The sequence below is a fragment of the Nonomuraea sp. NPDC049129 genome (genome assembly GCF_040648495.1).
Lineage (GTDB): Bacteria > Actinomycetota > Actinomycetes > Streptosporangiales > Streptosporangiaceae > Nonomuraea.
This window is the reverse complement of the sequence record NZ_JBEZDU010000007.1, coordinates 102,460-127,807: the sequence shown is the minus strand read 5'-3', so window position 1 is coordinate 127,807 and position 25,348 is coordinate 102,460. Positions and strand designations below refer to the sequence as shown.

24 protein-coding genes are annotated in these 25,348 nt (G+C 69.4%); 13 read left to right on the top strand and 11 right to left on the bottom strand.

All coding sequences use genetic code 11. The annotated features are described in order from the left end of the window. Positions 1-14 precede the first annotated feature (14 nt). A complete protein-coding gene (locus AB0B64_RS23355) occupies positions 15-1,481 on the top strand; it encodes a hypothetical protein (RefSeq protein WP_357948415.1) in 1,467 nt (488 codons plus the stop codon). A 4-nt stretch (positions 1,482-1,485) separates the two neighbouring features. Here the strand turns inward: AB0B64_RS23355 and AB0B64_RS23350 are convergent, their stop codons facing one another. Further along, a complete protein-coding gene (locus AB0B64_RS23350; protein WP_357948413.1) occupies positions 1,486-1,848 on the bottom strand; it encodes a helix-turn-helix domain-containing protein in 363 nt (120 codons plus the stop codon). Between the two features lie 130 nt (positions 1,849-1,978). Here AB0B64_RS23350 and AB0B64_RS23345 point away from each other — a divergent pair, with 130 nt between their 5' ends. Further along, on the top strand, positions 1,979-2,545 hold the full coding sequence (locus AB0B64_RS23345; RefSeq protein ID WP_357949474.1) for an RNA polymerase sigma factor: 567 nt from the start codon (positions 1,979-1,981) through the stop codon (positions 2,543-2,545). Continuing rightward, complete coding sequence (locus AB0B64_RS23340) at positions 2,542-3,543, top strand: CU044_5270 family protein (RefSeq protein ID WP_358179557.1); 1,002 nt, start codon at positions 2,542-2,544, stop codon at positions 3,541-3,543. Before AB0B64_RS23345 ends, AB0B64_RS23340 begins: the two co-directional genes overlap by 4 nt. Before the next feature lie 14 nt (positions 3,544-3,557). Here the strand turns inward: AB0B64_RS23340 and AB0B64_RS23335 are convergent, their stop codons facing one another. Continuing rightward, on the bottom strand, positions 3,558-4,406 hold the full coding sequence (locus AB0B64_RS23335) for a helix-turn-helix transcriptional regulator (RefSeq protein WP_358179555.1): 849 nt from the start codon (positions 4,404-4,406) through the stop codon (positions 3,558-3,560). A 132-nt stretch (positions 4,407-4,538) separates the two neighbouring features. On the opposite strand from AB0B64_RS23335, the gene AB0B64_RS23330 reads away from it, so the two are divergent. From AB0B64_RS23330 to AB0B64_RS23300, 7 genes are all read left to right on the top strand, one after another. Further along, the gene (locus tag AB0B64_RS23330; RefSeq protein WP_357948405.1) at positions 4,539-5,138 is read left to right on the top strand and encodes a short chain dehydrogenase; all 600 of its coding nucleotides are present in this window, start codon (positions 4,539-4,541) and stop codon (positions 5,136-5,138) included. Positions 5,139-5,233: 95 nt separating this feature from the next. Beyond that, positions 5,234-5,677: a hypothetical protein gene (locus AB0B64_RS23325; RefSeq protein WP_358179553.1), complete on the top strand. Its 444-nt coding sequence runs from the start codon at positions 5,234-5,236 to the stop codon at positions 5,675-5,677. Further along, positions 5,674-7,089 (top strand): S41 family peptidase, encoded by a 1,416-nt coding sequence (locus tag AB0B64_RS23320; protein WP_358179551.1) that lies wholly within the window; start codon positions 5,674-5,676, stop codon positions 7,087-7,089. Before AB0B64_RS23325 ends, AB0B64_RS23320 begins: the two co-directional genes overlap by 4 nt. A gap of 11 nt (positions 7,090-7,100) precedes the next feature. Further along, entirely contained in the window at positions 7,101-8,255 is a 1,155-nt protein-coding gene (locus AB0B64_RS23315; RefSeq protein WP_357948396.1) for an alpha/beta hydrolase, read from the top strand. A 181-nt stretch (positions 8,256-8,436) separates the two neighbouring features. Then, entirely contained in the window at positions 8,437-8,922 is a 486-nt protein-coding gene (locus AB0B64_RS23310) for an RICIN domain-containing protein (protein ID WP_357948393.1), read from the top strand. Positions 8,923-9,134: 212 nt separating this feature from the next. Then, the gene (locus tag AB0B64_RS23305; RefSeq protein ID WP_357948390.1) at positions 9,135-9,458 is read left to right on the top strand and encodes a YciI family protein; all 324 of its coding nucleotides are present in this window, start codon (positions 9,135-9,137) and stop codon (positions 9,456-9,458) included. Further along, entirely contained in the window at positions 9,455-10,690 is a 1,236-nt protein-coding gene (locus AB0B64_RS23300; RefSeq protein ID WP_358179549.1) for a DUF6596 domain-containing protein, read from the top strand. Before AB0B64_RS23305 ends, AB0B64_RS23300 begins: the two co-directional genes overlap by 4 nt. 262 nt (positions 10,691-10,952) lie before the next feature. On the opposite strand, the gene AB0B64_RS23295 is transcribed toward AB0B64_RS23300, so the two are convergent. The 6 genes from AB0B64_RS23295 to AB0B64_RS23270 all read right to left on the bottom strand — a co-directional run bounded on the left by AB0B64_RS23295 (position 10,953) and on the right by AB0B64_RS23270 (position 18,414). Continuing rightward, positions 10,953-11,822, bottom strand: coding sequence for a hypothetical protein (locus AB0B64_RS23295; protein ID WP_358179547.1), 870 nt, complete (start codon positions 11,820-11,822; stop codon positions 10,953-10,955). Between the two features lie 603 nt (positions 11,823-12,425). Further along, entirely contained in the window at positions 12,426-12,911 is a 486-nt protein-coding gene (locus tag AB0B64_RS23290; RefSeq protein WP_358179545.1) for a hypothetical protein, read from the bottom strand. A 2-nt stretch (positions 12,912-12,913) separates the two neighbouring features. Next, positions 12,914-13,240, bottom strand: a complete 327-nt coding sequence (locus tag AB0B64_RS23285; RefSeq protein WP_358179543.1) for a helix-turn-helix transcriptional regulator — start codon at positions 13,238-13,240, stop codon at positions 12,914-12,916. Positions 13,241-13,882: 642 nt separating this feature from the next. After that, positions 13,883-15,430 carry a glutamine-hydrolyzing GMP synthase gene (gene guaA / locus AB0B64_RS23280; RefSeq protein WP_357948376.1) on the bottom strand — a complete coding sequence of 516 codons (1,548 nt, stop codon included), beginning with the start codon at positions 15,428-15,430 and terminating at the stop codon, positions 13,883-13,885. Positions 15,431-15,517: 87 nt separating this feature from the next. Continuing rightward, positions 15,518-17,011, bottom strand: coding sequence for a DUF885 family protein (locus AB0B64_RS23275; protein ID WP_357948373.1), 1,494 nt, complete (start codon positions 17,009-17,011; stop codon positions 15,518-15,520). A 44-nt stretch (positions 17,012-17,055) separates the two neighbouring features. Continuing rightward, positions 17,056-18,414 (bottom strand): pyridoxal-dependent decarboxylase, encoded by a 1,359-nt coding sequence (locus AB0B64_RS23270; protein ID WP_358179541.1) that lies wholly within the window; start codon positions 18,412-18,414, stop codon positions 17,056-17,058. A gap of 64 nt (positions 18,415-18,478) precedes the next feature. Between AB0B64_RS23270 and AB0B64_RS23265 the strand changes: the two genes are divergently transcribed. After that, a complete protein-coding gene (locus AB0B64_RS23265; protein WP_357948368.1) occupies positions 18,479-18,955 on the top strand; it encodes an Lrp/AsnC family transcriptional regulator in 477 nt (158 codons plus the stop codon). A 33-nt stretch (positions 18,956-18,988) separates the two neighbouring features. Next, positions 18,989-19,726: an N-acetyltransferase gene (locus AB0B64_RS23260; RefSeq protein WP_358179539.1), complete on the top strand. Its 738-nt coding sequence runs from the start codon at positions 18,989-18,991 to the stop codon at positions 19,724-19,726. Positions 19,727-19,798: 72 nt separating this feature from the next. Here AB0B64_RS23260 and AB0B64_RS23255 read toward each other — a convergent pair whose 3' ends face one another. From AB0B64_RS23255 to AB0B64_RS23245, 3 genes are all read right to left on the bottom strand, one after another. Then, on the bottom strand, positions 19,799-20,779 hold the full coding sequence (locus AB0B64_RS23255) for a pyridoxal-phosphate dependent enzyme (RefSeq protein ID WP_358179537.1): 981 nt from the start codon (positions 20,777-20,779) through the stop codon (positions 19,799-19,801). Positions 20,780-20,793: 14 nt separating this feature from the next. After that, on the bottom strand, positions 20,794-21,552 hold the full coding sequence (locus tag AB0B64_RS23250; RefSeq protein ID WP_358179535.1) for an MBL fold metallo-hydrolase: 759 nt from the start codon (positions 21,550-21,552) through the stop codon (positions 20,794-20,796). 67 nt (positions 21,553-21,619) lie between these two features. Further along, the gene (locus AB0B64_RS23245) at positions 21,620-23,125 is read right to left on the bottom strand and encodes a succinic semialdehyde dehydrogenase (RefSeq protein ID WP_358179533.1); all 1,506 of its coding nucleotides are present in this window, start codon (positions 23,123-23,125) and stop codon (positions 21,620-21,622) included. A gap of 73 nt (positions 23,126-23,198) precedes the next feature. Between AB0B64_RS23245 and AB0B64_RS23240 the strand changes: the two genes are divergently transcribed. Next, entirely contained in the window at positions 23,199-25,340 is a 2,142-nt protein-coding gene (locus AB0B64_RS23240; protein WP_358179531.1) for a serine/threonine-protein kinase, read from the top strand. Positions 25,341-25,348: the final 8 nt, after the last annotated feature.

Here is a 25,348-nt window from a genome sequence, read left to right as displayed (position 1 = left end):
CTGGATCGGGAGCCATGCAGATCGAAATCGCCAAGCGCCGGCGATGGGTGCCACTCGGAACGTTCGTCGCTATTCAGGCCGTTCTCGCCTGCTGGTGGGCGGCGTTCTATCCCGGGCTGTTCAGCCGCGATTCGGTCCTCTACCTAAGCCATACCCTCGTCGGTCCCTGGGTGAGCGATCACTCGGTCCTCTACGACTCGCTGCTGTGGCTCAGCTTCAGGACCACCGGCGACCTTGGCGCGGTCACGTTCCTGCAGACCACGGCCATGGCGGCGGCGCTCACCTACCTGACGGAAGCGCTCAAGAACCTCGGCGCGCCGCGCAGGTCGACGACGGTGGTGGCGGTGCTCCTGCCGCTGGTGCCCACGGCCGGCGCGTTCACGGTCACGCTCTGGAAGGACGTGCCGTTCACGATCTGCGCGGTCGCGATCACGGCCGCCTGCGCCGCGATGGCCGCCGACCGTACCGTCACCTACCGCAGGCTGCTCGGGCTGGGCCTGCTGATGACCGTCCTGGGGCTGTTCCGGGCGAACGGCTTCCTCATCGTGGGCGTCGCCATCGTCGTGCTGCTCGTGGTCGTCTCGGCCATGCGCGTACGGCTGGCCCTGGTCGGCACGGTGGCGGCGGCCATCCCGCTGCTGCTCAACAACCTGCTCTTCCCCCAGCTCGGCATCGCTGCCCCGTCGAAGACGTACGTCTACCACACGGCCTTCGGCGACATCGCCGTCGCGTACCGGGACCATCCGGAGCTGTTCACCGAGCAGGACAAGACCCTCATGACGGCCGTCGCGCCCCTGACCAGGTGGACCGAGGGCGGCAATTGCTACACGATCAACCCGCTGATCTGGCGGCGCGACTTCAGCTGGCCGCAGGCCGACGCGCACGCCGGTGAGCTGCTGGACCTCTGGAAACGCCTGCTCCTCGCTCAGCCCGCGATGGTGGTCGACGCCAGGCTGTGCCGGGGCGCGATCGCCTGGAAGCTGTTCGGGGACGACACGGTCCAAGGCGGGCGGACCTACCGGTTCTCGCTCCGCCCCAACGCCGACACCTACGTGGGACCCAACAAGGTGCCCGACTTCCAGGGCCGCTGGGTCTACTCGCTCAGGCCGATGTCGCAGGAGCTTTACCAGCGGGCGAGCTCGTGGCTGGCCACCGCCGAGCAGCCGCAGTATGACTGGCTGCTGTGGCGGGGTGCGTTCTGGTGCTACCTGTCCTATCTGGCTGTGGCCCTGGGCGCGCTGGCACAACGCAACCGCTACGTGATCGCCGTGGCGGCGCCGGTGATTGGGCAGCAGCTCGCCATCCTGGCCAACATCTCCGCCCAGGACTTCCGGTACATGGCCTCACCGATCCTCATCGGCGTCCTGCTGGTCCCGCTGCTCATCGCCTCCATCGGCCGGCTCGTCCGGCGCCTGCCCCCTCGGGAACCGGCGTCGACCTCGACCTCGACCTCGGCCGAGCAGGCGGAGACGCCGGCTTAGCTCGTCAGCCGGCGGCCGCGTGGCGAGCGTCGTAGCGCTCGCGGGACTCCGCCACGCTCGCGCTGTGCCTGATCGACCAGTCGGTGAAGGTCAGCATCGCCTCGTGGAGCTCCAACGCCATGGGCGTGGCCGCGTACTCGACCATGGGCGGGACGGTGGCGTAGACCGTACGTTCGAGCAGGCCGTCACGTTCGAGAGCGCGCAGGGTCAGGGTGAGCATCCGGCGGCTGATGCCCTCGATGCGTCGTTCCAAGTCGGTGAACCTGACCGGCCCGTCCGACGCCGCCACGAGGATCTGGATCGCGTACTTCCCGGCGATCCGGTCGAGGACCTCGCGCGGCGTTACAGCGGTGTTCTTGTGAAGCATGTCGCTGATGGTCACACACCATGACCCACTGTTACAACCCTTCGTCAAAGCCGCTTCACGCCAGTCGTGAACACTTCCCGCTCGATCGGTGAAGGAGAGGTGTGAACCCAAGGACCGAGAGGTGATCGCGATGTCACGGGCGCTGCCCGCGCAGATCGGCGACGCCGTGATCATCGAACAGTCGTGGGGGGAGCCCGAACGCTTCTCCGCCATCTTCGACCGCTATTACCCCGAGATCCACGACTACGCCGCACGCAGGCTGGACAGCGCCTTAGCCGACGACATCGCCGCGGAGACGTTTCTCATCGCCTTCGACAAGCGCACCGGCTACGACCTCGCACGTCCCGACGCGCGGCCCTGGCTGTACGGCATAACCTCCAACCTCATCGCCCGGCACCGCCGCGCCGAAGTACGCCAGTACCGGGCGCTGGCCAAAGCAGGCACGGAAAAACCCATGGAGGACCACGCCGACCGAGTAGCCGGGGTGGTGGACGCGGGCGCGCGCAAATCCCGGCTCGCCCAGGCCCTGGCCGAGATCGCCGACGGCGACAGGGATGTGCTGCTCCTGATCGCCTGGGCCGAGCTCACCTCCGAGGAGGCGGGCAGCGCGCTCGGCATTCCAGCAGGAACGGCGCGCTCACGGCTGCACAGGGCCCGCAGGAAGATCCAGGCCGTACTGGGAGAGGACGCGTCATGAACGATTTGGAGACGCTGCGCGAGGCCTGGGACCGCCCGAATCCCCCCTCGCCCGCCGCGCAGTCAGCGGCCAGGGCCGCCCTCTTGGCGCGAGCCGCCAGGCCCCGCCCCAAGCGCAGGTGGGCGATGCGGGCGCTGGCGGTGGCCGCCTCGGCGGTGGTGATCGCGACGGGGGCGACCGTGTTCCAGTCCGTGGGAGGAGGAGAAGGACAGCCGACGCTCCCCGCCGCCAACGCGCAGGTGGTGCTCACCAGGATCGCGGCGACGGTACAGAAGAAGGACTTCACGCCGCCCCGCGACAATCAGTGGATCTACACCGAGATGCGGGTGCGGAGCCACGGCAAGGGCCTCATGGACAAGCGGCTCACGCCGCGGACGCCGTTGACGAGCACGATCAAGGAGTTCTGGACGCGCGCCGACGGCAAGCGGGTCGGCTACATGACGGGTGGCAAGCTGATGACCACCAACCCCGGAGAGCGGACGCCGGAGAACACCTACTCGATGGTGGCCGCGCTGCCCACCGACCCCGACAAACTGCTGGCCAAGTTCCGCAAGATACACGCTGTGCGGGGCGGAGATCAGGACGACTGGATCTTCCTGCGGTTCTCCGTGACCCTGGAGCAGAACGTCCCCCCGCCGGCCCAGGAGGCCGCCATCTTCAAGGCGATGGCCAAGCTCTCCGGCGTGACGGTGAACGAGTCGGCGGTGGATGACGAAGGCCGTCCGGCGCTGTCGGTCTCTCGCGTCTCCGACAAGTGGCTCAAACGCGAGGTCCTGCTGGACCCGTCGACGTACGCCTTCCGAGGCAGGCGCGAGACCGCAGTGGCGGATCACGAGGAGCGAAACCCGCGACTGGGAGAGAAGGTGTTCACCGTCAAGGACGGCAAGTCCGTTCCGGTTCCCTCGCGTTTGCTGTGGAGCGTCGAGAAGGGAACCGTCTGGCTGGCGTTCACGCGCACCGTCGTGGGCGTCGTCGACCGGGCCGGACAGAAGCCGTAACCGTTCGACGAGCTTTACCAGTCCGCGGCTTGGAGCAGCCGCAGGGCGGCCTCGGACGCCGAGCCCGGTTCGGCGTTGAACACGGCCACACGCTGCCCTTCGTCGTTCGGCAGGGCCATGAACTCGGCCATGAGCGCCATAGTGCCCACCATGGGGTGGTGGTAGGTCCGCGTGTCGGTGCCGCAGTCGCCGACGGAATGCGCGGCCCACAGTTTCGCGAACTCCGGGCTCCCGACCGTCAGCTCGCCTACGAGACCGGTCAGGCCCGGGGCACCGGGATAGCGGCCCGCGATCAGCCGCAGGTCGGCGACGGTGGAGCGCGCCTTGCGCGTCCAGTCGCCGTACAGCTCGCGCATGTGGGGGTCGAGGAACAGCATGCGGGCGATGTTGGGGCGTTCGGCGGGCCGGCTCGGCGCGTCGAAGTCGAGGTGCCCGGCCAGCAGCGCGTGCGCCATCGGATTCCACGCGAGCACGTCGAGGAAGCGCCCCATGACCAGCGCGGGTACGTCCCTGAACGAGTCGATCATGACTTGTACGCCCGGTCGTACCCGCTCAGACTTGACCGCCCGGCGCCGGGTCCTCGCCTTCGGCCGGGCCAGTGAGTAGAGGTGGGCGCGTTCGGCCTCGTCCAGGCGCAGGACCCGGGCGACGGCGTCGAGCACGGCGTCGGAGGCGTTGGGGCTCTGGCCCTGTTCGAGACGGGTGTAGTAGCCGGCACTCACCCCGGCGAGTTGAGCCAGCTCCTCACGCCGCAGGCCAGGCACCCGGCGGCGTCCCCCGAACGTGGGAAGCCCGGCGTCCTCGGGCTGCAGCCGCGCCCGCCTCGACCGCAAGAATTCGCCCAGTTCACCATGTACGTCCATATCTCCCAGTGTCACGGACCAGCGGCCGTGGAGCCTGCACCTGCCAGGTGTACCCCCGGCGGAGGGCTGGATGAGGCTCACCGTCGGCCGCAGTCTGGTTCCCGGTTCGCTTCAGACGGAACGGGAGAAATAGTGAAGATCATTGTGATCGGTGCGACAGGGACCATCGGAAGTGCGGTCGCCGAGGCGTTGGAGGCGCGCCACCACGAGGTGGTACGCGCGTCGCGCCGAGGCCCTGTACGGGTGGACATGACCGACGCCGCGTCGATCGACGCCCTCTTCGCGCAGGTCGGCCAGGTGGACGCGGTGGCGTGCTGCGCGGCGAGCGGCGGCCTGTCACCGCTGGACACGCGCTCGGACGCGGACTTCTGGGGCGACGGGCTCGAAGGGAAGCTGGTCGGGCAGGTGAACCTGGTCCGGCGAGCGCTCACTCACGTGTGGGATGGCGGATCGGTCACGCTCACCAGCGGGCGGTTCGCGGAGCCTGTTCCGGGGAGTTCGCTCGGGTATCTGGTGAACTCGGGCTTGGAGGCGTTCGTACATGCTGCCGCGATCGAGATGCCGCGGGGCGTCCGCCTGAACACCGTCAGTCCCGGCTGGGTGCGCGAGACCCTCCTCGAGCTGGGCATGGATCCCGTCGCTGGTACGCCGGCGGCGGACGTCGCGCACGTCTACGTGGACGCGGTGGAAGGCCCCGCCCACGGCCGCACCCTTTCGGTGAACGCGTCCTGAGCACTCCACTGGATTCTTTAGCGCGTTGCCGACCATCACGGCACTCAGCCATTCCGACCGTCAAGCTCCGGCATTGGCTGGTCCGGCCCCACCTGATGCCCCTGGTCACGTCGACGTTCGAGCTCGGCCGGACGAACGTGAACGGCCTCGTTCCGCAAGGGCAGGAAGGCGGCGGCGTGCAGATCTTCCTGAGTACGTCGGCCGTGCCCGGCCACGCGGGCGCCTGGGTCCTGTCCAGCGATCTCCTCGATCCCTCCGGACGTACCGTCGTCGGCGCCGATGGAGCCTCCGGGCCGTCCTCGACGATCGCGCGGTCCATCCCGGTCTCCACGACGTCGGGCCCTTGCGCACCAGCAGGAGCACAGGGCAGGGACACATGCGTAGCGGAGCTCAACCGGCTCGGCTACCGGCAACAGGCGACCTACCAGCCCTTGGAGCGCTTCTGGCCCTTCCAGTGGATCGAGACCGGGATCTACGCCCTGCTCACCCTCGGCCTCACCTGGCTCGGCTTCCGGCAGGTACGAAGAGGCATGTCATGACCGTCAGGATCGCGGCCGCCGGGCTCGCCCTCCTCCTGGCGGCGGCCTGTACGGCGCCGGCGCCGCCGCGCGGCAAGGCGGGCACGACGGCGGGTACGGTCTGCGCGCCGCCCCAGGGAGCGCCCGAGGCGGAGACGCCCACCACGATCGACGTCATCGAGCAGGCGTACTTTTGCATCCTCGGCAACTACTACAGCGGCGCCACACTGGACGCCCGCTCGCTGCTGACCGCCGGATTCACCGCCTTGACCCACGAGCTCAACCGCGATGGGCGCGACCTGCCCGAGGCTGCCATGCCGGCGCTGACCGGCGACAGGAAGGCCGACTGGGCCGCCTTCAAGCTCGCCTACCAGAAGATCATCGATCAGGTGCCCGACCTGCGAGATCGGCTGGCCGTCGTCACCCTCGAAGCCATCGTGGCCGCTCTCGGCGACGACCGGGCCGGCTGGACGCACGACGTCAAGCAGTCGCCGGACTACTACGACGGCGACGGCTACGGCCTGGGTCTCGCGGCGAACATCGACGCTTCGCAGGCCGACGGCAACCTCGGCGCCGCCGTACCGCCGCTGTTCATCACCGCCGCGCTCGGTGGCGCGGCGCGGGCCGCCGGGCTGCGCCCGGGCGACATCATCCAATCGATCAACGAATCGGCGCCCTTCATCGACGGCGAGGCCACACCCGCGATAGCCGCCCTCTACCCCCGGTATCCGGAGGCGCGCCCCGTCCGGCTGCGCCTCCTGCGGCAGAGCACCGGCCGCCGCTGGAGCGTGACGCTCCAGCCCGGCCTCTACCAGCGGGACCTGAGCGCCCTGCGAGTGGTGCGGTCGAAGCTGCTGACCGACGACATCGCCTACGTACGCGTGACCGAATTCGTACCCGACTCCGCGGATCGGGTCCTGCGGGCGATCTCCAGTCTGCGAAGAGGCCGGACGCTGTCCGGCGTCGTGCTGGACCTGCGCGGCAACAGCGACGGCAACCCAGTGGAGACGACCCGGCTGCTGAGCGCGTTCATCCACGGCAAGGTCACCGCCTACCACTGCACCGTGGCCGGCACGTGCGCGGCCTCGCGAACCGACGACACCGTGGAGCTGGTCAACCTGCCGCTGATGGTGCTCATCGACCGCGGCTGCGCCTCGGCCTGCGAGCACTTCAGCTCCGCGGTCAAGGACCTACGTCTCGGCCGGTTGGTCGGGACGCGGACCGCCGGTGTGATCTCCGGCCCGGCGCAGGCGTACCGCCTTCGCAACAACACCCTGCTGAGCTTTCCCGCCACACACCACCTGGGGCCGAGCCGCGAGGTCATCGACCGGATCGGAGTGCCGCCCGACCACTACGTGCCCCTGAGCCCCGAGGACGCGGCCGCCGAGCGTGACCCCGCCCTGGCCAAGGCCCTGGCCCTGCTGCACCAGTGAAGGGACCCTCCATGAGACAGATCCTGGCCGTCGCCGCGGGATTGGCCGTCCTCGCCGCGTCCGCCTGCTCCGCCCCCACGCCGCCCCGAGCCGCCGCCTCGTCGGCCACGCCGACCGGCCCGGCCACCCTGCCCGCCCCCACCGGCTCCCACCCGGTCGGCACCAGCGCCCTTTACCTAAAGGACAGCTCCCGCCCCGACCCCTGGAACCTCGACGCCAAAGCCAGAGAGCTCAAGGTCACCCTGTGGTATCCGACCGCGCGGCACGACGGGCAGCGCGCGCCGTACATGACACCCAGGGAATCGGAACTCCTCCTGAAAGGCTCCAAGATCGCGAGCGCGCCGTACGACACGCTGAGCAAGACCCGGACGAACGCCATCGAGGACGCCGAACCCGCAGGAAAGAGGCTGCCGCTGGTGGTGCTCTCACCCGGCTTCACCAAGCCGATGAGCACCCTCACCTCCCTGGCCGAGGACCTGGCCAGCCGCGGGTACGTCGTGGCCGGGATCGACCACACCTACGAAAGCTACGCCACCACCTTCCCCGACGGGCGGGTCGCCGAATGCCTCGCCTGCGACAGCAACTCCGACCCCGGCTTCGGCGCCGGACTGGTCCAGGGCCGGGCCGCCGACGTCTCGTTCGTGCTCGACCAACTGCCCGCGAAGTGGGACGGTTCCGACCGGATCGACCGCTCTCGCATCGCGATGGTCGGTCAGTCGATCGGCGGGTCCAGCGCCATGGCGACCATGCTCGAAGACTCCCGGGTGCGGGCCGGGGTCGACATGGACGGCACCGCGTACGCGCGGATCCCCAAGAGCGGGTTCTCCCGGCCGTTCATGTTCCTGGGTTCGGCGCAGCACGTCTCCGGAGGCCACGCTCCCACGTGGGACCGCGACTGGAAGCTGCTCACCGGATGGAAGCGCTGGATCGTGCTGACGGGCACCGAACACCAGTCCTTCACCGACACCCCGCTGCTGTCGGACGCCCTCGGCATCAAGCCTCTGCCCGGCATCCTGCCCGCGACCCGTGCCGCCGAGCTCACCCGTACGTACGTGGCGGCCTTTCTCGACCTGCACCTGAAGGGGCGGCGACAGCCCCTTCTGGACAAGCCGTCGTCGCGCTACCCCGAGGCCACGTTCTGCCCCGCGACCTGCGCTCGATCCTGAGGTAGTGGGCTTGCGCCTGGCAGCGCTGAGAGGGCTACAGAGCCCATCCCCGGGAGAGCACGCCGAGCCGCCGGGGCGTGAACCGCCCGCCCACCCGCGAAGTCATTATGAGCCGGATATCCCAACAAAACGGGAATTGTGCGCGTCATAGCGATCAACACCTCTCAGGAAGGTCGTCGACATGGACGCCACCCCCAAGAAGCTTTTCGCCATCGCCACGACAGCCGCCATGGCGCTGTCCCTGGCCGCCGCCCCCGCTTCGGCGGCGAGCAGTGCGAGCAGGTCGCGCCTGATGAACGCGGCCACCGAACTCTGCCTGGCCGTAGGCAAGAGCGAAGTACGGGCCGGCAAGAAGGTCATCCAGTGGACCTGCTCCACCAACAAGGACCAGCAGTGGATCTACCGCAAGGGCAAGGTCATCAACGCCAAGACCGGCATGTGCCTGGCGATCGCACGCGGCGTCCAGGTCAAGGGCAAATACGCGATCCAGTGGCCGTGCACCGACGGCGGAACCGAGCAAGAGTGGATCTACGACGAGCACCAGCGACTGCGTAACCGAGCCACCGACATGTGCCTGGCGGTCGGCAAGGCCGAACGCAAGCCGGGCAAATGGATCATCCAGTGGACGTGCCGGGACTCCGCCGACCAGGCCTGGCTGATGCGCTAGCACCGTGGCCGACGTCGGCGGCCGACTATCCGGAAAATTCTGCGAAGAAGTCCGGGAGGAGGTGTCGGATCGGCCTGGTGGTGTTCGTAGCAGGGGTGAGGCCGCCCGCATGGGGCAGCGCCAAGGCAGAGGAACCGCGACCATGAATGCGACGGCCTGAAGTCCCTACCACCGAACGACGCTGTCTTGCCACCACAGGAGATGATCTTCAGATGCGTTACCTGGTTTCCGTGATCGATGACAAAAGCAATCCCGGCAGCACGGACAGGCAGCCTGCCATCAGCGCGTTCAACGAACGACTGATCGCCGAGGGCTACTGGGTTTTCGCGGGCGGACTCGCGGACACAGACGCGGCCACGGTCATCGACAACCGGGGCGAGCAGGCGGTGTTCAGCGATGGGCCCTTCGTGGAGTCGAAGGAGTACCTCGCCGGCGTCTGGGTGTGGGAGGCCCCCGATCTGGATGTGGCGCTCAAGCTCGCCGCCGAGGCGTCGAAGATCTGCGATCGGAAGATCGAGGTGCGGCCGTTCCAGTGAGCGACATCGAGGAGGCGATCACCCGGGCCCACCACGACGAGTGGGCGCGGGTGGTGGCCGCACTGACCAGACGCTTCGGCGACCTCGACATCGCCGAGGAGGCAGCGGCCGAGGCGTTCGCGACCGCCGTCGAGCGGTGGCGGGCCGACGGCCTGCCCCCCAATCCGGGCGCGTGGCTGACCACCACCGCCAACCGCAAGGCCATCGACCGGATCCGGCGCGAGAACAAACGCGACGACAAGCATAAGGAGGCCCAGATGGTGTACGACGTCAACCCGCCCGAGCCGCTGGGCACCATCGACGACGACCGGCTCCGGCTGATCTTCACCTGCTGTCACCCGGCGCTGGCGATGGAAGCGCGCGTGGCGTTGACGCTGCGCATGGTCGGCGGTCTTACCGTGCCCGAGATCGCCCGTGCCTTCCTGGCGCAGCGGACCACCTTGGAGCAGCGGATCACCCGCGCGAAGGCCAAGATCAAGGCGGCTCGCATCCCCTATCGGATGCCGTCCGCCGACGATCTGCCGGCTCGTGTCTCCGGTGTCCTGGCCGTCCTGTTCCTCGTCTTCAACGAGGGCTACCTGGCCAGCGGTCCCGACACCGATCCCGTACGACACGACCTGACCACCGAGGCGATCCGGCTCACCCGCCTGATCCGCGTGCTCCTGCCGCAGGACGGAGAAGTGGCCGGCCTGCTGGCGCTGATGCTGCTCATCGAGGCCCGCCGCCCCGCCCGGGTCTCGGCCGGCGGCGAACTGGTCCCCCTGGCCGAGCAGGACCGCGGCGCCTGGGACGCGGAACTGATCGCCGAAGGTCATCGGCTGGTACGCGAGCGCCTGGCCGCTGCCGCCGCCGGGGTGGCTCCGGGCCGCTATCAGATTCTCGCGGCGATCAACGCGGTGCACACCTCCGCCCGCGACATCCGCGACACCGACTGGTCGCAGGTCCTCGCCCTCTACGACCAGCTCGTCCGCCTCGACCCCTCGCCGATCATCGCCCTCAACCGGGCCATCGCCGTGGCCGAGCTCGACGGGCCGGAGGTGGCAATGGCCATCGTCGACCGCCTCGCCGAGGCGTTGACCGGCTATCACGCCTACCACGCCACCCGCGCCGACCTGCTGCGCCGGCTGGGCCGAAGTCAGCAGTCACGCGCGGCCTATGACCGGGCCATCGAGCTGGCCGGCAACACCGGCGAGACCGCGTACCTCACCCGCCGCCGCGACCAACTGCGGTAGCGCCCGCGTTTGAAGCGCTCCATGCCGGAGATCCCGGAAAGTCGCCCGCCAACGGAGACGCCGTCCCGGCCGGCCGATCGTCGCCCTGATGCCCCGCGAGGCACCATAGGCCGACAAAGCCGGCCGTCGAGCTCTTTGAGGTCGACGGCCGGCTTTAGACGCACAAGCGCCGGTGGAGATACTTCGCGCTGCCGATCCTGTACGGCGACCGCCTGGTGGGCGAACTCGACGCCACCACCGACAGCGGCGGGCCACCGAACGCCTAGTTCTTGCTCCAGATCCCCGCGTAGACGTTGTCCTCGACGTTCGTGACGATGGGGTGGTAGCCCAGCCCCTTCAGCTCAAGGGACTTGAGCTTGTAGGTCACGCTGGACAGCTGCAGGTACTCCTTCAGACCGGTCGAGTTGGCCTTGCCCCACACGGTGGTGTAGAGCTTGCCGGGCTCGACCGCCATGGCGACAGGGCTCAGACCCTGCTTCGCCCGCGCCAGGAGCTCCTTGCCGCGCTGCTCCACGGTCTGGCCGGTAGTCACTTGAAGGGTTCCCGTGACGGCTCCGGCAGCCCAAACGGCCGTGTAGAGCGGCTTCTCGGCCGTGCCGTACACGTCCAGCGAGGAAATCTGGTAGCCGGCGGCGCCGAGCTGGGTGTTGACGGTCGCCAAGGCTTCCTTGGTCAGGTTGGTCTTGGACTGGAGCTTGCGCGTGGTCTTCTCGAAGACCGCCGCGAAGATGGCGCCCGTGCCCGTACCCGTACCAGTGATCATGGTGGGCTGGAAACCCAGCTGCTGCTGTTCGGCGATGCGCTTCGGCAGGTCGGTGACCGACAGGTCCTGCAGGACGTTCACCTTGCGGGTGGCGTCCTTGACCCATACGGAGGTGTACTCCGGGTTGGCCGCGTTGGTCACGCTCAACGCCGAGGGAACATAACCCGTACCCAGCAACTGCTTGATGCGCTGCAGGTGAGCGGACTCGGTGAGCCCCTGGAGGGAGAGCCAGCTCAGCGGCAGGCTCTGGGCAGACTGGACGGTCTTGGCGGGCTGCTCGGCCATCGCCGGAGACGAGAGCGCCAGCAAGGGGGCCGTGGCCGCCGCGAGCACCGTGGTGACAGCGACGATTCTCGGAGTGTTCCTCATGGTCCTCCTTAGGTAAAGGTTGTCCCAAAATCGGGGCAAGAAGTGACCATAACAGAGAATGAGCGAAACTTGACCATCTGTCACTACGATCGTGACAACGATGTGTCAAGAAAACGGATGTCGAACGGCCACAACCAGAGGGACCTTCATGTTTTAGCCGGTCACCGTCGTGCCCAACCCACGCTTTCAGGTTTGCGTGGCTTGTGCGCGATTGGGGTGCCAGCTTGTGGCCTTGTGTCTGTCTCGCGCGGAAGCTGGAACGCACCTACGGCGTCGCGACGCGCCGGCGTTCCGTTCATCGGTTACGTGTTGCGCAAGGGCAGGGCCGACCTCGCCGAACGAATCCTGCGTGACGCGGAGGACTGGTTCGGCGAGTGGACGGTGGTGCACCTTCTCCGGCAGTACGGGCAGACAGAGCTGCTGCGCGAATGTGCCGAGCGCACCGGCCAACGCGGTCGTGGTACCGAGGGAGCCGACGGACGAGGGCCTCACCCTCAGATACGCGGAGATCGCCCGGATCCCTCCAGCCCGGCGACAGGAGCCGACCGTGGATCTACTCCTGCGCTCTGCCGTCGACGTCGGCGCCGCCGACTTGCTGGCCGCCTATCGCGAGTTGCCTTGCGCCTCTAGGTTGAATCCGTGTCTCCTCAGCTGGTAGAGGCGCAGGGATCGCTGCGGGAGGAAGCCGAGCATACGGATGAGCGGCCAGGAGATCACCGTGTAGACCAATTCGATGGGCATGAGCCCGATGAAGGCCCACAGGGGTGAGGTCGCGAGTAGCAATGTCGCGCACTGCCGCGCCAGGTAGCGCGAATCGAGCAGGTCGTCGCGTGCCCACCAGCGGTAGGCGTAGGGAAGGCGCTTGTGGAACAGGCGATACAGCGCCCAGTGCCACAGTGGCGGACGTTCGCGCAGGCGCAGTGCGATACCGCCACGTACGACGTCGAGCGAGTCGCGCAGGGTCGGCCTGGTCTGCTCCGGCTTCGCCAGGTCCAGCAGCGTGCCGATCAACTCCTCGCCCCGCGTCTGCCGATATCGGAGCGGATAGGCCCGCGCCAGGAGCCGGCAGCGGCGCTCGTAGGTATCCATGATCACGTCCCGGGTTGGAGTCGGGCGCCGAGGCGGCGCTGCGCGGTGGCGGCCAGGCGGGTCAGGCGGGCGGTCTCCTCGGTCAGGAGCTCGGCGCCCTGACCGGTCAGCTCGTAGTAGCGACGGTGCCGGCCGTCCACGACCTCTTCGCCGGCCACACGGGCGAGCCCTGCTTCGGTCAGGCGATCAAGCGCGCCATAGAGGGTGCCCGCGCCGAGGCGTATGCGGTCCTCCGACAGCTCGCGCACGGCTTTGATCACGCCGTAACCGTGCAATGGGCCTTCGGAAAGGGCCAGCAGCACGAGATAACTCTGTTCACGTAGCGGCATATCCGATATATATCGCTAACCGTACTATCGGTCAAAGAGGCAAGCGGCCCCAAACTGAGCGCTTCGCCTGCCTCCGGCCTTGAACCGGTCTGCTGCGGGTTGGCTCTGCCAGGTCGGGTCCGAGTGACCAGGCCGGCGATGCCCTGGCGCGACGGCGAACGTGGTCGGTGGCGGGCTGAGCGGCCCCAGCGGTCAGCGTCGGCGGACAGCAGCATCAGGTAGGCCAGGGCACCGATGCCACTGTCCTGACCGCCGCCCCCGCCTCGTTCGTGATCCGGGACAGCATGTTATGAGGCACCCGCGGACCCGCCCATTGGGCTACAAGCTCGGGCCTACGACGTCACCAGCGGCAGTCGACAATCGCCGCCTGTGGCGGGACAGATGTCCAGGGAGTACTCCCGGTCAGCGAGAATCCGCTGAAGGGATGCTTCCACAAGCGATCTCTGGAAGTCAGTGCGAATGCGGCGTGCGACCACCACGATGGTCACCTCCGAAGCGCCCGCGAGCAGCAGCGTGGCGGCTGCGGACTGCGCGTGACCGGCCGTGCGACAGGCACATCGGCCCGACGGGCATCCACACTGCAGCGGTAGCACCGGCATGACCTTGGCTTCGCAGGCACGCAGCCCAATCAGCGCTGCGACATTACTCCCACTCGATGGTGCCCGGCGGCTTGCTCGTCACATCGAGCACCACCCGGTTCACGTCGCGGACCTCGTTCGTGATCCGGGTGGAGATCCGGGACAGCACGTCATAAGGCACCCGCGACCAGTCGGCCGTCATCGCGTCCTCCGACGTCACCGGCCGCAGCACCACCGGATGCCCGTACGTACGCCCATCCCCCTGCACGCCCACCGACCGCACGTCGGCCAGCAGCACCACCGGGCACTGCCAGATCTCCCGGTCGAGACCGGCGCGCGACAGCTCCTCGCGGGCGATCGCGTCGGCCTCGCGCAGCAGGTCGAGGCGCTCCCGCGTGACCTCGCCGACGATGCGGATGCCGAGGCCGGGGCCGGGGAACGGCTGGCGCCAGACCATCGCCGCCGGCAGGCCGAGCTCCTCGCCCGCCCGGCGCACCTCGTCCTTGAACAGGGTCCGCAACGGCTCCACGAGCTTGAACTGCAGGTCCTCCGGCAGGCCGCCGACGTTGTGGTGTGACTTGATGTTGGCGGTGCCCGTGCCGCCGCCGGATTCGACCACGTCGGGGTAGAGCGTGCCCTGCACCAGGAAGTCGACGGGGCCGTCGGCCATGATGGCGCGCTGTTCGTCCTCGAAGACCCGGATGAACTCGCGGCCGATGATCTTGCGCTTCTCCTCGGGGTCGCTGACGCCTTCGAGGGCCTTGAGGAAGCGGTCGGCGGCGTCGACGACGCGGAGCTTGACGCCCGTGGCGCGGACGAAGTCGCGCTCGACCTGCTCGGCCTCGCCCTTGCGCAGCAGGCCGTGGTCGACGAACACGCAGGTCAGCCGGTCGCCGATGGCTCGCTGGACCATCGCGCCGGCCACCGCCGAGTCGACGCCGCCGGACAGCGCGCAGATCGCCCGGCCGTCGCCCACCTGCCGGCGGACCGCCTCGACGGCGTCTTCGACGATGTTGAGCATGGTCCAGGTCGGGCGGCAGCCCGCCGCGTCGAGGAAGTGCTTGAGCACCGCCTGGCCGTGCTCGGAGTGGAGCACCTCAGGGTGGAACTGCACGCCGTAGAGACCGCGCCCGGCGTCCTCGAAGGCGGCGACGGGCGTCTGCTGGGTCGAGGCGGTCACCGTGAAGCCCTCGGGAGCGGTGGCCACGCTGTCGCCGTGGGACATCCAGACCTTCTGCGCGGCGGGCAGCCCGGCGAAGATCACGCCCTCGCTGAGCACGTCGAGGTCGGTGCCGCCGTATTCGGCGACGCCCGTCTGGGCGACCTCGCCGCCCAGCGCCTGGGCCATGGCCTGGAAGCCGTAGCAGATGCCGAACGTCGGCACCCCTGTCGAGAACAGCCCCTGGGGCACGGCGGGCGCGCCCTCGGCGTAGACCGAGGAGGGCCCGCCGGACAGGATGATCGCCTTCGGCTTCTTGGCCAGCATCTCCTCGACCGGCATCGTCGAGGGGACGATCTCGGAGAAGACGTGGCACTCACGGACCCGCCTGGCTATCAGCTGCGCGTATTGCGCGCCGAAGTCGACGACGAGCACTGTGTCGAACTCAGACACCGAGAGGACCCCCCAAAGCGAATGCGGTGCCCCAAGTGTATCGGGGGGTGGCCCCAGAGAATGCTCCCGACCAGCCCGGGGCTGATCCTAGAGGATGCTGCCGATCAGCCCCAGCGGCGGCGAGCCCAGGTCGAACAGGGCCTTGTGGAAGCGCTGCAGCGTGAAGCCCGCGCCCCATTCCTTGCGCGCCTGCTCACGCAGGTCGAGGATGAGCAGCTTGCCCCAGGTGTAGCGGCCGTAGGTGGGGTCGAACGTGGCCCGCCTCGCCTCCGACAGCGCGGCCGGTCCGGCCAGGTGGGTGTCGGACCCGAAACGCCTGGCACCGTCCTCGACCGTCATCTGCCCGGTGTGTACGCCGATGGCGCAGGCCAGCCGCGTGACCCGGATCAACGCCTCCATCCAGACCCCGATCTCGACACGCGGGTCCTGGGCCTCGAACCCCTCCTCGACGCAGAGCTCCTCGGCGTAATGCGCCCAGCCCTCGGCGAACGCCATCGAGTGCAGCAGCCGCCGCACGTCCGAGCCGGCCCGGCGCAGGGCGCGGCCGTGCGAGAAGTGCCCGGGAGCGACCTCGTGCACGTTGATCGCGGGCAGCGTGGTGTCGCTGAACACCTCCAGCCACTCCTCGGCGTCCTGCGCGGGCCAAGCGGGGTCGGGCGGGGTGATGTGGTACCAGGAGGGGCCCTCCGGTTCGCCGGGAGAGTTCCACGACATCATCGCCATCCCCCAGCGGCGCGACGGAGGCGCCAGGCCGACCAGGCACTCGCCGTCGTGGTAGGGCACCAGGTCCTTCTCGCGGGTGAACGCGAGGGCCTTCTCGGTGCCGATCCTGGCCGCCTCGATGACGCCGTCGGCGTCGGGGTGCTGCTTGACCAGCTCGCGTACGACGTCCAGCGGCGCCTCGCCTCGCCGCCCCAGCTTGGCGCAGGACTCGGTGAGCAGGGCCATGAGCCGGTCGCGCTCGGCGTCGGCGCGCTCGGCCAGCCTGCCGAGGTCGACGGAGAGCCCTTCGGTGTCGCCCATCAGCCGGGCCAGCGCGTCGCCACCGAGCGACGCGTCGGGGTCGCCGACCGCCGCCGCCCGCTCGATGTGCGCGACCAGCAGGCCGTGCGCGTCAAGCGCGGCCTCGTCCGTGACACCGGCGGACAGTCCCTGTACGGGTGCGACCAGCGACCTCGCGACGGGCGCGCTGACCCGGTCGAGCGCGGCGATCGCGTACGTCACCGCCTCCGGCCAGCGCGCCAGGTGCGCGGCCTTGGCGGCCTCGCGCTCGGCCTGCGGCGCGTAGTCGCGGTCGTAGCAGGCCAGGTCGAGGTTCGCCAGATGCGGCAGCGGATTGCTCCGGTGCAGCTCCAGCTCGCCGTACTGGGTGCGTAGGCCGTCCTCGAAGACGCGCAGATGCGCCGAGTCGTACGGGTCGGCGGGTGCGGCGCCCTCTCCAAGCCGCGCCAGCCCGGCCCGTACGCCTTCCGGCGACAGGTCCTGGATCTTGCCGTCGTACTCGTGCCTGCCGCCCGATTCGCGGGCGTCGGCGACGTTCAGATCCGTGATGGCGCGGAGCCTGGGGTCGAGTTCCGTCATGCCGCCGACGCTAGCGCACAGGAGCCCAGAAAGGACCTGGCCGATCAGCCGCCGTGAAGGGCCTCGATCGCGTCCAGCAGGGCTTCGAGCGTGGTGTCGTCCGTGGCCGGGGCCATGACCGTGACGCGTAGGTGGCGGACGCCGTCGAGCTCGGCCGAGGTGAGGTAGAAGGCGCCGTCCGCCATGAGGCGTTCGCGCAGGTCCGCGTGGTCGGCGTCGCCGTACCGGAAGCAGACGATATTGCTCTCCGGTTCGTACGGCAGCGCGAACCCCGGCCGCCGGCGGGCCAGCTCCCAGAAGCGGTGGGCCGTGGCGTACTGGCGTGCGACGTACTCGCCCAGGCCGCGCTCGCCGCGCCAGGCCAGGTTCAGGAAGATCTTGAGCCCGAGCTCGGCCTTGGTGCACTCGACCGTGCGGCCGATGAGGTCGAAGCCGCGCTCGCCGTAGAACAGGTAGCTGGCCTCCTGCTTGAAGGCCGCGTCGAGGTCGTTCTCCCTGCGTACGAGGACGGCGGCGGCCAGGGCAGAGGTACGGAGCATCTTGTGCGCGTCCCAGATGACCGAGTCGGCCAGCTCGATGCCGTCGAGCAGGTGCGCGTGCTCCTCGGCGAGCAGGGCGGAGGCGCCGTGCGCGCCGTCCACGTGGAACCAGACGTCCCGCTCGCGGCACCACTCGCCGATGGCGCGCAGGTCGTCGTACAGGCCGGTGCCCGTGGCGCAGGCGGCCGCGACCAGCGCCATCACTCTACGTCCCGAAATATCCGGCAATTTCGTGATGTCTATGCGTCCGAGGTGGTCTGTCGCCAGCGGCACCATGGCCCGCTGCCCCAGCCCGAGGATCGACGCCGCCCGCGACACCGAGTAGTGCGCCGACTCAGGCGCGAGGATCACCAGGTCGCCGGGCACACCGTCCTCCCATGCCTCGGGTACGGCCCGCGCCCGCGCCGCCAGCAGCGCCGTGAGGTTGGCCAGCGAGCCACCATGGGTGAGCACCCCGCCACCCTCCGGGAACCCCACCTTGGCCAGCATCCACCTCAGCACCTCGAACTCCACCGTGGCCGCCGCCGCGCCCATCTCATAGATGGCCATCGGGTTGTTCGTGGCGCCATGGATGAAGTCGGCCAGCGCGGCGGGGAAATCGGGCGAGGCGCTCTGGTGGCCCAGGTAGGCGGGGTGGTGCAGCCGGGTCCCCTCGCCGAGGAAGGTCCGCAGGAAGTCCCGGTAGGTTTCGGGCGTCATGCCGCCCTTGGCGATCAGCTCGCCGAGCCTCAGCCGTTCGGCCAGCTCACGGGGTGGGCGGCGGCTGATCGCGGGCTCGTCACCGCGCTGGCTGCGGTCCACGTAGGCCGCCAGCTCGCCGACCGTGATCCCGGCGGCCGCGGTGAACTCCTCGATGTTCCACATACCTCGAAATACTCGTCAATTGGGTGGCGTACGACTAGCCTTGCCGAATTGAGGGGCGGTAATCGTGCATAACGCCGAACTGGATTCGATCGACCTCGCGATCCTGGCCGAGTTGCAGAAGGACGCCCGGCTGCCCAACAAGGATCTCGCCGAGCGGCTCGGCGTCGCGCCCTCCACCGCGCTGGAACGCGTACGTTCGCTGCGCCGCCGCGGGGTCATCACCGGCTTCCGCGCCGCCGTCGACACGGCCCGGCTCGGCCGACCGCTCCAGGCGCTGCTCGCCCTGCGCGTACGGCCGCACACCAGCCGGATCGTGGACCCGCTGCGTACGTTCGTGCTGGGGCTCCCAGAGACGATCACGCTGTTCCACGTCGCGGGCACCGAGGACTTCCTGGTGCACGTGGCCGTGGCCGACGCCGACCACCTGCACCGGCTGGCCCTGGAGCGGTTCCTGATCCGTACGGAGATCGTGCACCTGCACACCACCCTGATCTTCAAGACCGAGCACCAGCCCGTCCAGCGGCCGGCCGAAATGGGCTGAGGGAAGATCGCGACAGGTGTGACAATAATCCGCATGTCGCTCCGGATCACCACGCTCGCCGAGCGTCCCGAGTTCGTGTCCGCGCTATGGGAGATGGATCACTCGTGGCGGGTCTTCATGTTCAACGACCCGATCGCCGACCTCTTCTATCCCGTCGCGGCGACGGACTACGCCGATTACGTGCTGGTGGCCGATGACGACGCCGAGCCCGGCCGGATGGTGGCCAGGGGCTGCATGATCCCCTTCCCGGCCGGCGACTTGCCCGATGACGGCTGGGACGGGGTGATCCGCCGAGGGTGGCTGGCCCGCAAGCTGGACCGCCCCCTTGACGCCGTCTCCGCGCTGGAGATCACCGTCAGGAAAGACCTGCTGGGCTCGGGGGTGTCGCCGGCGATGGTGGCCGGGATGCGGGACCACGCGGCGCGGCTGGGGTTCCGGGAGCTGGTGGCGCCGGTCCGGCCGAACCAGAAGCACCTCGAACCGCACACGCCGATGACGGAGTACGCCTTCAGGTCCCGCGAGGACGGCCTGCCGCACGATGCCTGGCTGCGTGTGCACGTACGGGCCGGCGGGGAGATCGTCAAGGTCGCGCCGCGCTCGATGGTGATACCGGGCACGCTCGCCGAGTGGCGCGAGTGGACCGGCCTGCCGTTCGACCGGACCGGGCCGGTTGAGGTCCCTGGGGCGCTCAGCCCGGTGTACTGCGACGTCGCCCAGGATCACGCCGTCTACATCGAGCCGAACGTCTGGGTCAGTCATCGGCTGGGCTGACGCGACCCCCTGGCCTCGCGCCCACCGGTCCGTGGTGGCTGAGGGTCTTTGGAGGGCGAGGAAGCGGCCGCCCTAGCTGCCGGTACGGCGGCGCAGCTCGGCGTCGTATTCACGCACGTCAAGCCCCTTCCCGATAGCCCATTCCTCGTCGTGACATGTCGTCAGATGGCGTGGGTGGGCGTCGCCGAGCACGGAGACGATCATGCCGCTCTCACCTTTGGCGCGCATCCGCTCGACCACCTCCAGTGCGGCCCAGAGCGCGGTCCCCGACGAGCCGCCCACGGGCAGCCCGGTGACCTCCCTGATGAGCCGCGCCGCCGCGACACCGGCCGCGTCGGGCACGGGGACGACCAGATCGACGAGATCCGGGCGGAACCCGGGTTCGATGCGCGGCCGGCCGATGCCCTCGATGCGCGACGGCATCCCGGTCGCGTAGTCGAGCGCGTCGAGCGTCCAGCCGGGGAAATAGGCGGAATTTTCCGGATCCGCAACCACCACTCGTGCCCCAGGCCCATCGTGGTCGCGGGACCAGCGGCCGAGTGTCGCCGAGGTCGCGCCCGTGCCCGCGCCGACCACTACCCAGTCAGGACGTACCTGGGCGAACAGCTCGGCGGCCAGGTCATGCTCGGCCGCCCGCCCGAACTGGTCGAGGAAGTGCCCCTCGATCTGCCGCGCCGCGTCGTAGATCGCCAGCGGCGGCGTGACGAACCGGCACTCGCCGCCCAGTTCCTCGACCGGCCGTGCCCGCTCCTCGCCGCGCACGCCGGGCATGACCACGATGTACGGCAGGCCGAGCCGCTTGGCGAACCACGCCTGGGCCACGGCCGCGTTGCCACCCGTGGCCTCGACCACCGTGGTGCCCTCGGTGATCAGCCCGTCGAGCACCGCCTGCCGGAACAGCGCCCTGGCGTGCCGGTGCCGCAGGCTGCCGGTGGGCTGAGCGGACTCGTCCTTCAGCAGCAGCGTGACCCCGGGCGCCCCGACGGGGAACTCGATCAGCGGCGTGGGCGCCCCGGCCGCCAGCAGATCCAGCGCCGCCGTCTCCCAGCTCATCCCCAGAGCATCCCCTATGAGAGGGTCACCCGTTCGCCCGGCTCCAGCAGGTGCACGCGGTCGCCGAGCCCCGCGAGAGACTTGACCAGCGTGTCCCGGCCCTGCGTGAAGTGTCCCCAGTGCTCGAAGTGCAGCGGCACCACATAACGGGCGCCCAGGATCTCGGCCGCCTCGGCCACGTCGTCGCTGGTCAGCGTCAGGTACGCGTCACCCACCAGCGGCGTCCGCGCCCCTCCGGCGAACAGCACCGCCACGTCCACCGGCCCGACCCGCGCCGCGATGTCCCTGACCACGTCCAGGGAGGCGTTGTCGCCGCTCACGTACACGGTCGGCAGTGCCTCGCCGCTCAGTACGAACCCGGTCACCTCGCCCACCAGGTGCTCGCTCCCGTCAGGCCCGTGCTGCGCGGGCACGCCGGTGATCCGCAGCGCGCCGCCGCCGGGGCGTACCAGCTCGGTGTGCGTCCAGTTCGGCAGCGCCCGCACCGGCTCGCCGATCCGCTCGGCCGCCGAGCCCGTCGACAGCACCACCGGCGCCGAGGACAGGAAGGCGCGCCCGGCCTTGTCGAGGTTGTCGGGATGCTGGTCATGGGAGAGCAGGACGGCGTCCACGGTCCCGGCGTCGTCCGGCCCGAACGCCGGTCCGGCCGTCTTGATCAGCGCCCGGTTCCCGATCGGGTAGTCGCCGGGCGGGTCGAATGTGGGGTCGGTCAGCAGCCGCACCCCGCCGATCTCCAGGACCGCGGTCGGGCCGCCGACGTAACGAATCTCCATGGAGATCATGACACCCGCGCCGCACGCGGTATTCCGCCCCGCATCCCTCACATACCTACTTAAGGCCCTACTTAAGGCGCAGCCTCTTCATCGTCTTGAGCGTGGTGACCAGGGCGCCCGCCCATTTGTCGTACGTCATGCCGAAAGGCGGCTCGAAGCCCAGCCACGTGGCCTGCGAGGCAACCGTCTGCGCCTCGGTGTAGCGGAGGAGGCCCTCGGCTCCGTGCCGGCGGCCCAGCCCGGACGCCTTCATGCCACCCATCGGCGCGTCGTAGGAGGCGTACGCCGAGCCGTACCCCTCGTTGATGTTGACCGTGCCCGCCTTGATCCGGGCGGCGAGCGCGCGCCCCCGCGCGAGGTCGGAGGTCCAGACGGAAGCGTTGAGCCCGTAGATGGTGTCGTTGGCCAGCGCCACCGCTTCGTCATCCGAGGAGAACCGGTAGAGGCCGACCACCGGGCCGAACGTCTCGTTGCGGCAGAGCCGCATCTCCTCGGTGATCCCGGAGAGCACGGTGGGCTCGTAGAACAGCGGGCCGAGGTCGGGCCTGGCCTTGCCGCCGGTCAGCACGGTGGCGCCGTGGGCCACGGCGTCGTCCACGTGCGCGCTGACCGCGTCCAGCTGGCGCCGCGAGGTGAGCGAGCCCATCTGGACCGACCAGTCGTGGCCCGCGCCCATCTTGAGGTCGGCGGCCTGTGCGGCGAAGCGCTCCGCGAAGGCGTCGTACACGGTGGTGTGCACGTACAGGCGCTCGATCGACAGGCAGAGCTGGCCCGCGTTGGTGAAGCAGGCGCGGATCGCACCCTGGACGGCGAGGTCCAGGTCGGCGTCGTCGAGCACCACCATCGGGTTCTTGCCGCCGAGCTCCAGCGAGCAGCCGATGAGCCGCTTGGCGGCCTCCTCGGCGATCTTCCTGCCGCCCCGGGTGGAGCCGGTGAAGGCCACATAGTCGGCGCCGTCGAGCAGCGCGTCGCCGACCTCGGCGGGCTCGCCGAGCACGACCTGCCAGACCTCGCGCGGCAGGCCCAGCTCGGCCAGCAGGTCGATGGTCCACAGCGTCGACAGGGCGGTCTGGGTGTCGGGCTTGTGCACGATGGCGTTGCCGGCGAGCAGCGCGGGCACGGCGTCGGTGACGCCCAGGGAGAGCGGGTAGTTCCACGGCGTGATCAGCGCGACCACACCCTTGGGCCGGCGCAGCTCCGTCACCCGGGTGGCCACGGGGAAGATGCCGGCGCGCCGGCGCGGGGCGAGCAGGCCGGGCGCGCGCCGGGCGAAGTAGAGGCTGCAGCCCGCCACGTCCAGCACCTCCTCGAAGGCGTGCTTGCGGGCCTTGCCGGTCTCGTTCTGGACGATGTCGAGGATCTCGTCCCTGCGGTCGAGGATCGCATCGTGCAGCAGCAGGAACGGCCGCGCCCGCTCCGCGACCGGCCGCGCGGCCCACTCCGCCTGCGCCGCCCGCGCCTTCCCATATGCCTCATGTACGTCATCCACCCCGGAAACCGGCAGGTCGGCAAGGGGTTCGCCGGTGAACGGTGCGGTGATCTCGGTCGTCTTGCCGCTGGACGTCACATGCATGGCAGCAGGTTATTCCGGATCGCTACCGGCGGGTAGTTTTTGCCAATCCATGGCATGGGGACAGAATCCCTTTATGCCTTCCTTCGCGCCACTCAGACCGGGAGACCCCGAGAGGCTCGGCGGTCTGCCTCTCCTAGGACGGCTGGGCGAAGGCGGCCAAGGCGTCGTCTACCTGGCCAGAGACCCGGCGGGCACACACGTGGCGGTCAAGTGGCTGCGCCCCGACCAGGCCGGCGACGAGGTGAGCGTGGGCCGGTTCCTGCGGGAGGTCCAGGTCGCCCAGCAGGTGGCGCCGTTCTGTACCGCCGCGGTGCTCGGCACGGGCATCGAGCACGACCGGCCGTACATCGTCAGCGAGTTCATCGAGGGCCCCTCCCTCCAGCGGGTCGTCCAGGAGGAGGGCCCGCGCACCGGCACGGCCCTGCACCGCCTGGCCATCGGCACGGCGACCGCGCTGGCCGCGATCCACCAGGCCGGGATCGTGCACCGTGACTTCAAACCGGCCAACGTGATCATCGGCGCCGACGGGCCACGGGTGATCGACTTCGGCATCGCCAGGGCGCTCAACGCCACCTCGACGATCAGCAGCATGCCCGTCGGCACGCCCTCGTACATGCCGCCCGAGCAGGTGATGGGCCACACCGTCGGGCCGGCGGCCGACCTGTTCTCGTGGGGCAGCACGATCGTGTTCGCCGCCTCGGGACGCTCGCCGTTCGGCAGCGACACGATGCCCGCGGTGATCAACCGGGTGCTGAACCACCAGCCGGACATGAGCGGGCTGCACGGTCCGCTGCTCGACGTGGTGGCCGCGTGCCTGTCCAAGGATCCGGCGCAGCGGCCGACGGCGGAGCAGGTGATCATGCGCCTGCTGCAGCACCCGGTGCCCAACTCCGGCATGCTCGCCCAGGCCGCGGCGGCCGCCGCCCCGGCGGAGCCCTGGCAGGCGGCGCCCTACGGTCAACCGCCCGTGACCGGTCAACCTCTTCACATGGGGCCGCCCTCCATGCCTGGAGGGCCGCCTTCGGTGCCCGGCCACCACCACGGACCGCCGTCCATGGGCGGCGGCGGCGGATACCCGCACACGGGCGACCACCGGCCGACGCACCCGAGCCCGTACACCGCCGGACACTCCCAGCAGAAGAAGAGCAGGGCGCCCATCGTCATCGGCGTGACCGTGGCCGTCGCGCTGCTCGTGCTGGCCGGCGTCGGCGTGGTCATCAGCCAGACCAAGCCCCCGGCCGCCACACTGACCGCCAACAGCCGCGCCTCCACCACGGCGTCCGCCAGGAATCCCAGCACCACGCCGACGGGCGTGCCGCGGAGGGGCACGAAGCGGGCAATACCCGGCGGCGCCATTTCGCTGTACGAGAATTCGGCCGACCCGATCACGCTGACCTCGTACGAGGTCTACAACAAGAAGGCCGACGACTGGATCGACTACGCCCGCAACTCGCTGCGCGGCACGTTCACGAAATACTCCGGCAACTGGGAGACGCTGGTCTCGCCCGACGGCCACTCCATGGTCGGCCGCGGCCGCAACTACACCTCCGACAACTACGACTCGGTGATCATCACCGACCGGCGGTCCGGCGACAGGACCTCGATCAAGACCGTCCGCAAGCCGTTGATCAGCAGCATCCGCGCCTGGTCGAAGGACGGCAAGAAGATCCTGCTCAACATCGAGAAGGAATCGGGCAAGGACTGGCTCTACCTCGGCTTCGTCATCGTGGACGTGGCCGCGGAGGACGCCAAGGTGGTCACCGTGTCCGACACCTCGATCCGCAAGACCGCCTTCGGCTGGGACGGCGAGGAGGAGGGCGTGGTCAACATGTCCCCCGGGCGGGGCCTGCGCTTCTTCGACACGAGCGGCAAGGCCACCCGCACCATGGCGAACATCGGCTCACTGGCCTCCGGCACGCAGGACATCTTCTCCCCCTCTGGCAAGGTGTTCATCACGAACTGCCCCAAGGGCGGAGACGGCGACCACTGCGTCTGGAACACGGAGATCGGCAACCGGGTCCGCCGGTTCACCTCCGACTGCGACAAGGTCCTCGGCTGGTACGACGAGACCCACCTCTACTGCTGGGAGCAGGACAACTCCACCAGGGACGAGATCCAGGTGGTCGACTTCCAGGGCAAACTGGTGCGCAAGCTGCTCGACATCCCCGAGAACCTTGACTTCAGCCCGGTCTTCACGGTCGACCCCCCTGGATGATCGTGAAC

Excerpts from the sequence above, each read along its gene's own strand:
- AB0B64_RS23355 (WP_357948415.1), top strand. The coding sequence starts at position 15 with ATGCAGATCGAAATCGCCAAGCGCCGGCGATGGGTGCCACTCGGAACG.
- AB0B64_RS23350 (WP_357948413.1), bottom strand. The coding sequence starts at position 1,848 with ATGCTTCACAAGAACACCGCTGTAACGCCGCGCGAGGTCCTCGACCGG.
- AB0B64_RS23345 (WP_357949474.1), top strand. The coding sequence starts at position 1,979 with ATGTCACGGGCGCTGCCCGCGCAGATCGGCGACGCCGTGATCATCGAA.
- AB0B64_RS23340 (WP_358179557.1), top strand. The coding sequence starts at position 2,542 with ATGAACGATTTGGAGACGCTGCGCGAGGCCTGGGACCGCCCGAATCCC.
- AB0B64_RS23335 (WP_358179555.1), bottom strand. The coding sequence starts at position 4,406 with ATGGACGTACATGGTGAACTGGGCGAATTCTTGCGGTCGAGGCGGGCG.
- AB0B64_RS23325 (WP_358179553.1), top strand. The coding sequence starts at position 5,234 with ATGCCCCTGGTCACGTCGACGTTCGAGCTCGGCCGGACGAACGTGAAC.
- AB0B64_RS23320 (WP_358179551.1), top strand. The coding sequence starts at position 5,674 with ATGACCGTCAGGATCGCGGCCGCCGGGCTCGCCCTCCTCCTGGCGGCG.
- AB0B64_RS23315 (WP_357948396.1), top strand. The coding sequence starts at position 7,101 with ATGAGACAGATCCTGGCCGTCGCCGCGGGATTGGCCGTCCTCGCCGCG.
- AB0B64_RS23310 (WP_357948393.1), top strand. The coding sequence starts at position 8,437 with ATGGACGCCACCCCCAAGAAGCTTTTCGCCATCGCCACGACAGCCGCC.
- AB0B64_RS23305 (WP_357948390.1), top strand. The coding sequence starts at position 9,135 with ATGCGTTACCTGGTTTCCGTGATCGATGACAAAAGCAATCCCGGCAGC.
- AB0B64_RS23295 (WP_358179547.1), bottom strand. The coding sequence starts at position 11,822 with ATGAGGAACACTCCGAGAATCGTCGCTGTCACCACGGTGCTCGCGGCG.
- AB0B64_RS23290 (WP_358179545.1), bottom strand. The coding sequence starts at position 12,911 with ATGGATACCTACGAGCGCCGCTGCCGGCTCCTGGCGCGGGCCTATCCG.
- AB0B64_RS23285 (WP_358179543.1), bottom strand. The coding sequence starts at position 13,240 with ATGCCGCTACGTGAACAGAGTTATCTCGTGCTGCTGGCCCTTTCCGAA.
- AB0B64_RS23275 (WP_357948373.1), bottom strand. The coding sequence starts at position 17,011 with ATGACGGAACTCGACCCCAGGCTCCGCGCCATCACGGATCTGAACGTC.
- AB0B64_RS23270 (WP_358179541.1), bottom strand. The coding sequence starts at position 18,414 with ATGTGGAACATCGAGGAGTTCACCGCGGCCGCCGGGATCACGGTCGGC.
- AB0B64_RS23260 (WP_358179539.1), top strand. The coding sequence starts at position 18,989 with ATGTCGCTCCGGATCACCACGCTCGCCGAGCGTCCCGAGTTCGTGTCC.
- AB0B64_RS23255 (WP_358179537.1), bottom strand. The coding sequence starts at position 20,779 with ATGAGCTGGGAGACGGCGGCGCTGGATCTGCTGGCGGCCGGGGCGCCC.
- AB0B64_RS23250 (WP_358179535.1), bottom strand. The coding sequence starts at position 21,552 with ATGGAGATTCGTTACGTCGGCGGCCCGACCGCGGTCCTGGAGATCGGC.
- AB0B64_RS23245 (WP_358179533.1), bottom strand. The coding sequence starts at position 23,125 with ATGCATGTGACGTCCAGCGGCAAGACGACCGAGATCACCGCACCGTTC.
- AB0B64_RS23240 (WP_358179531.1), top strand. The coding sequence starts at position 23,199 with ATGCCTTCCTTCGCGCCACTCAGACCGGGAGACCCCGAGAGGCTCGGC.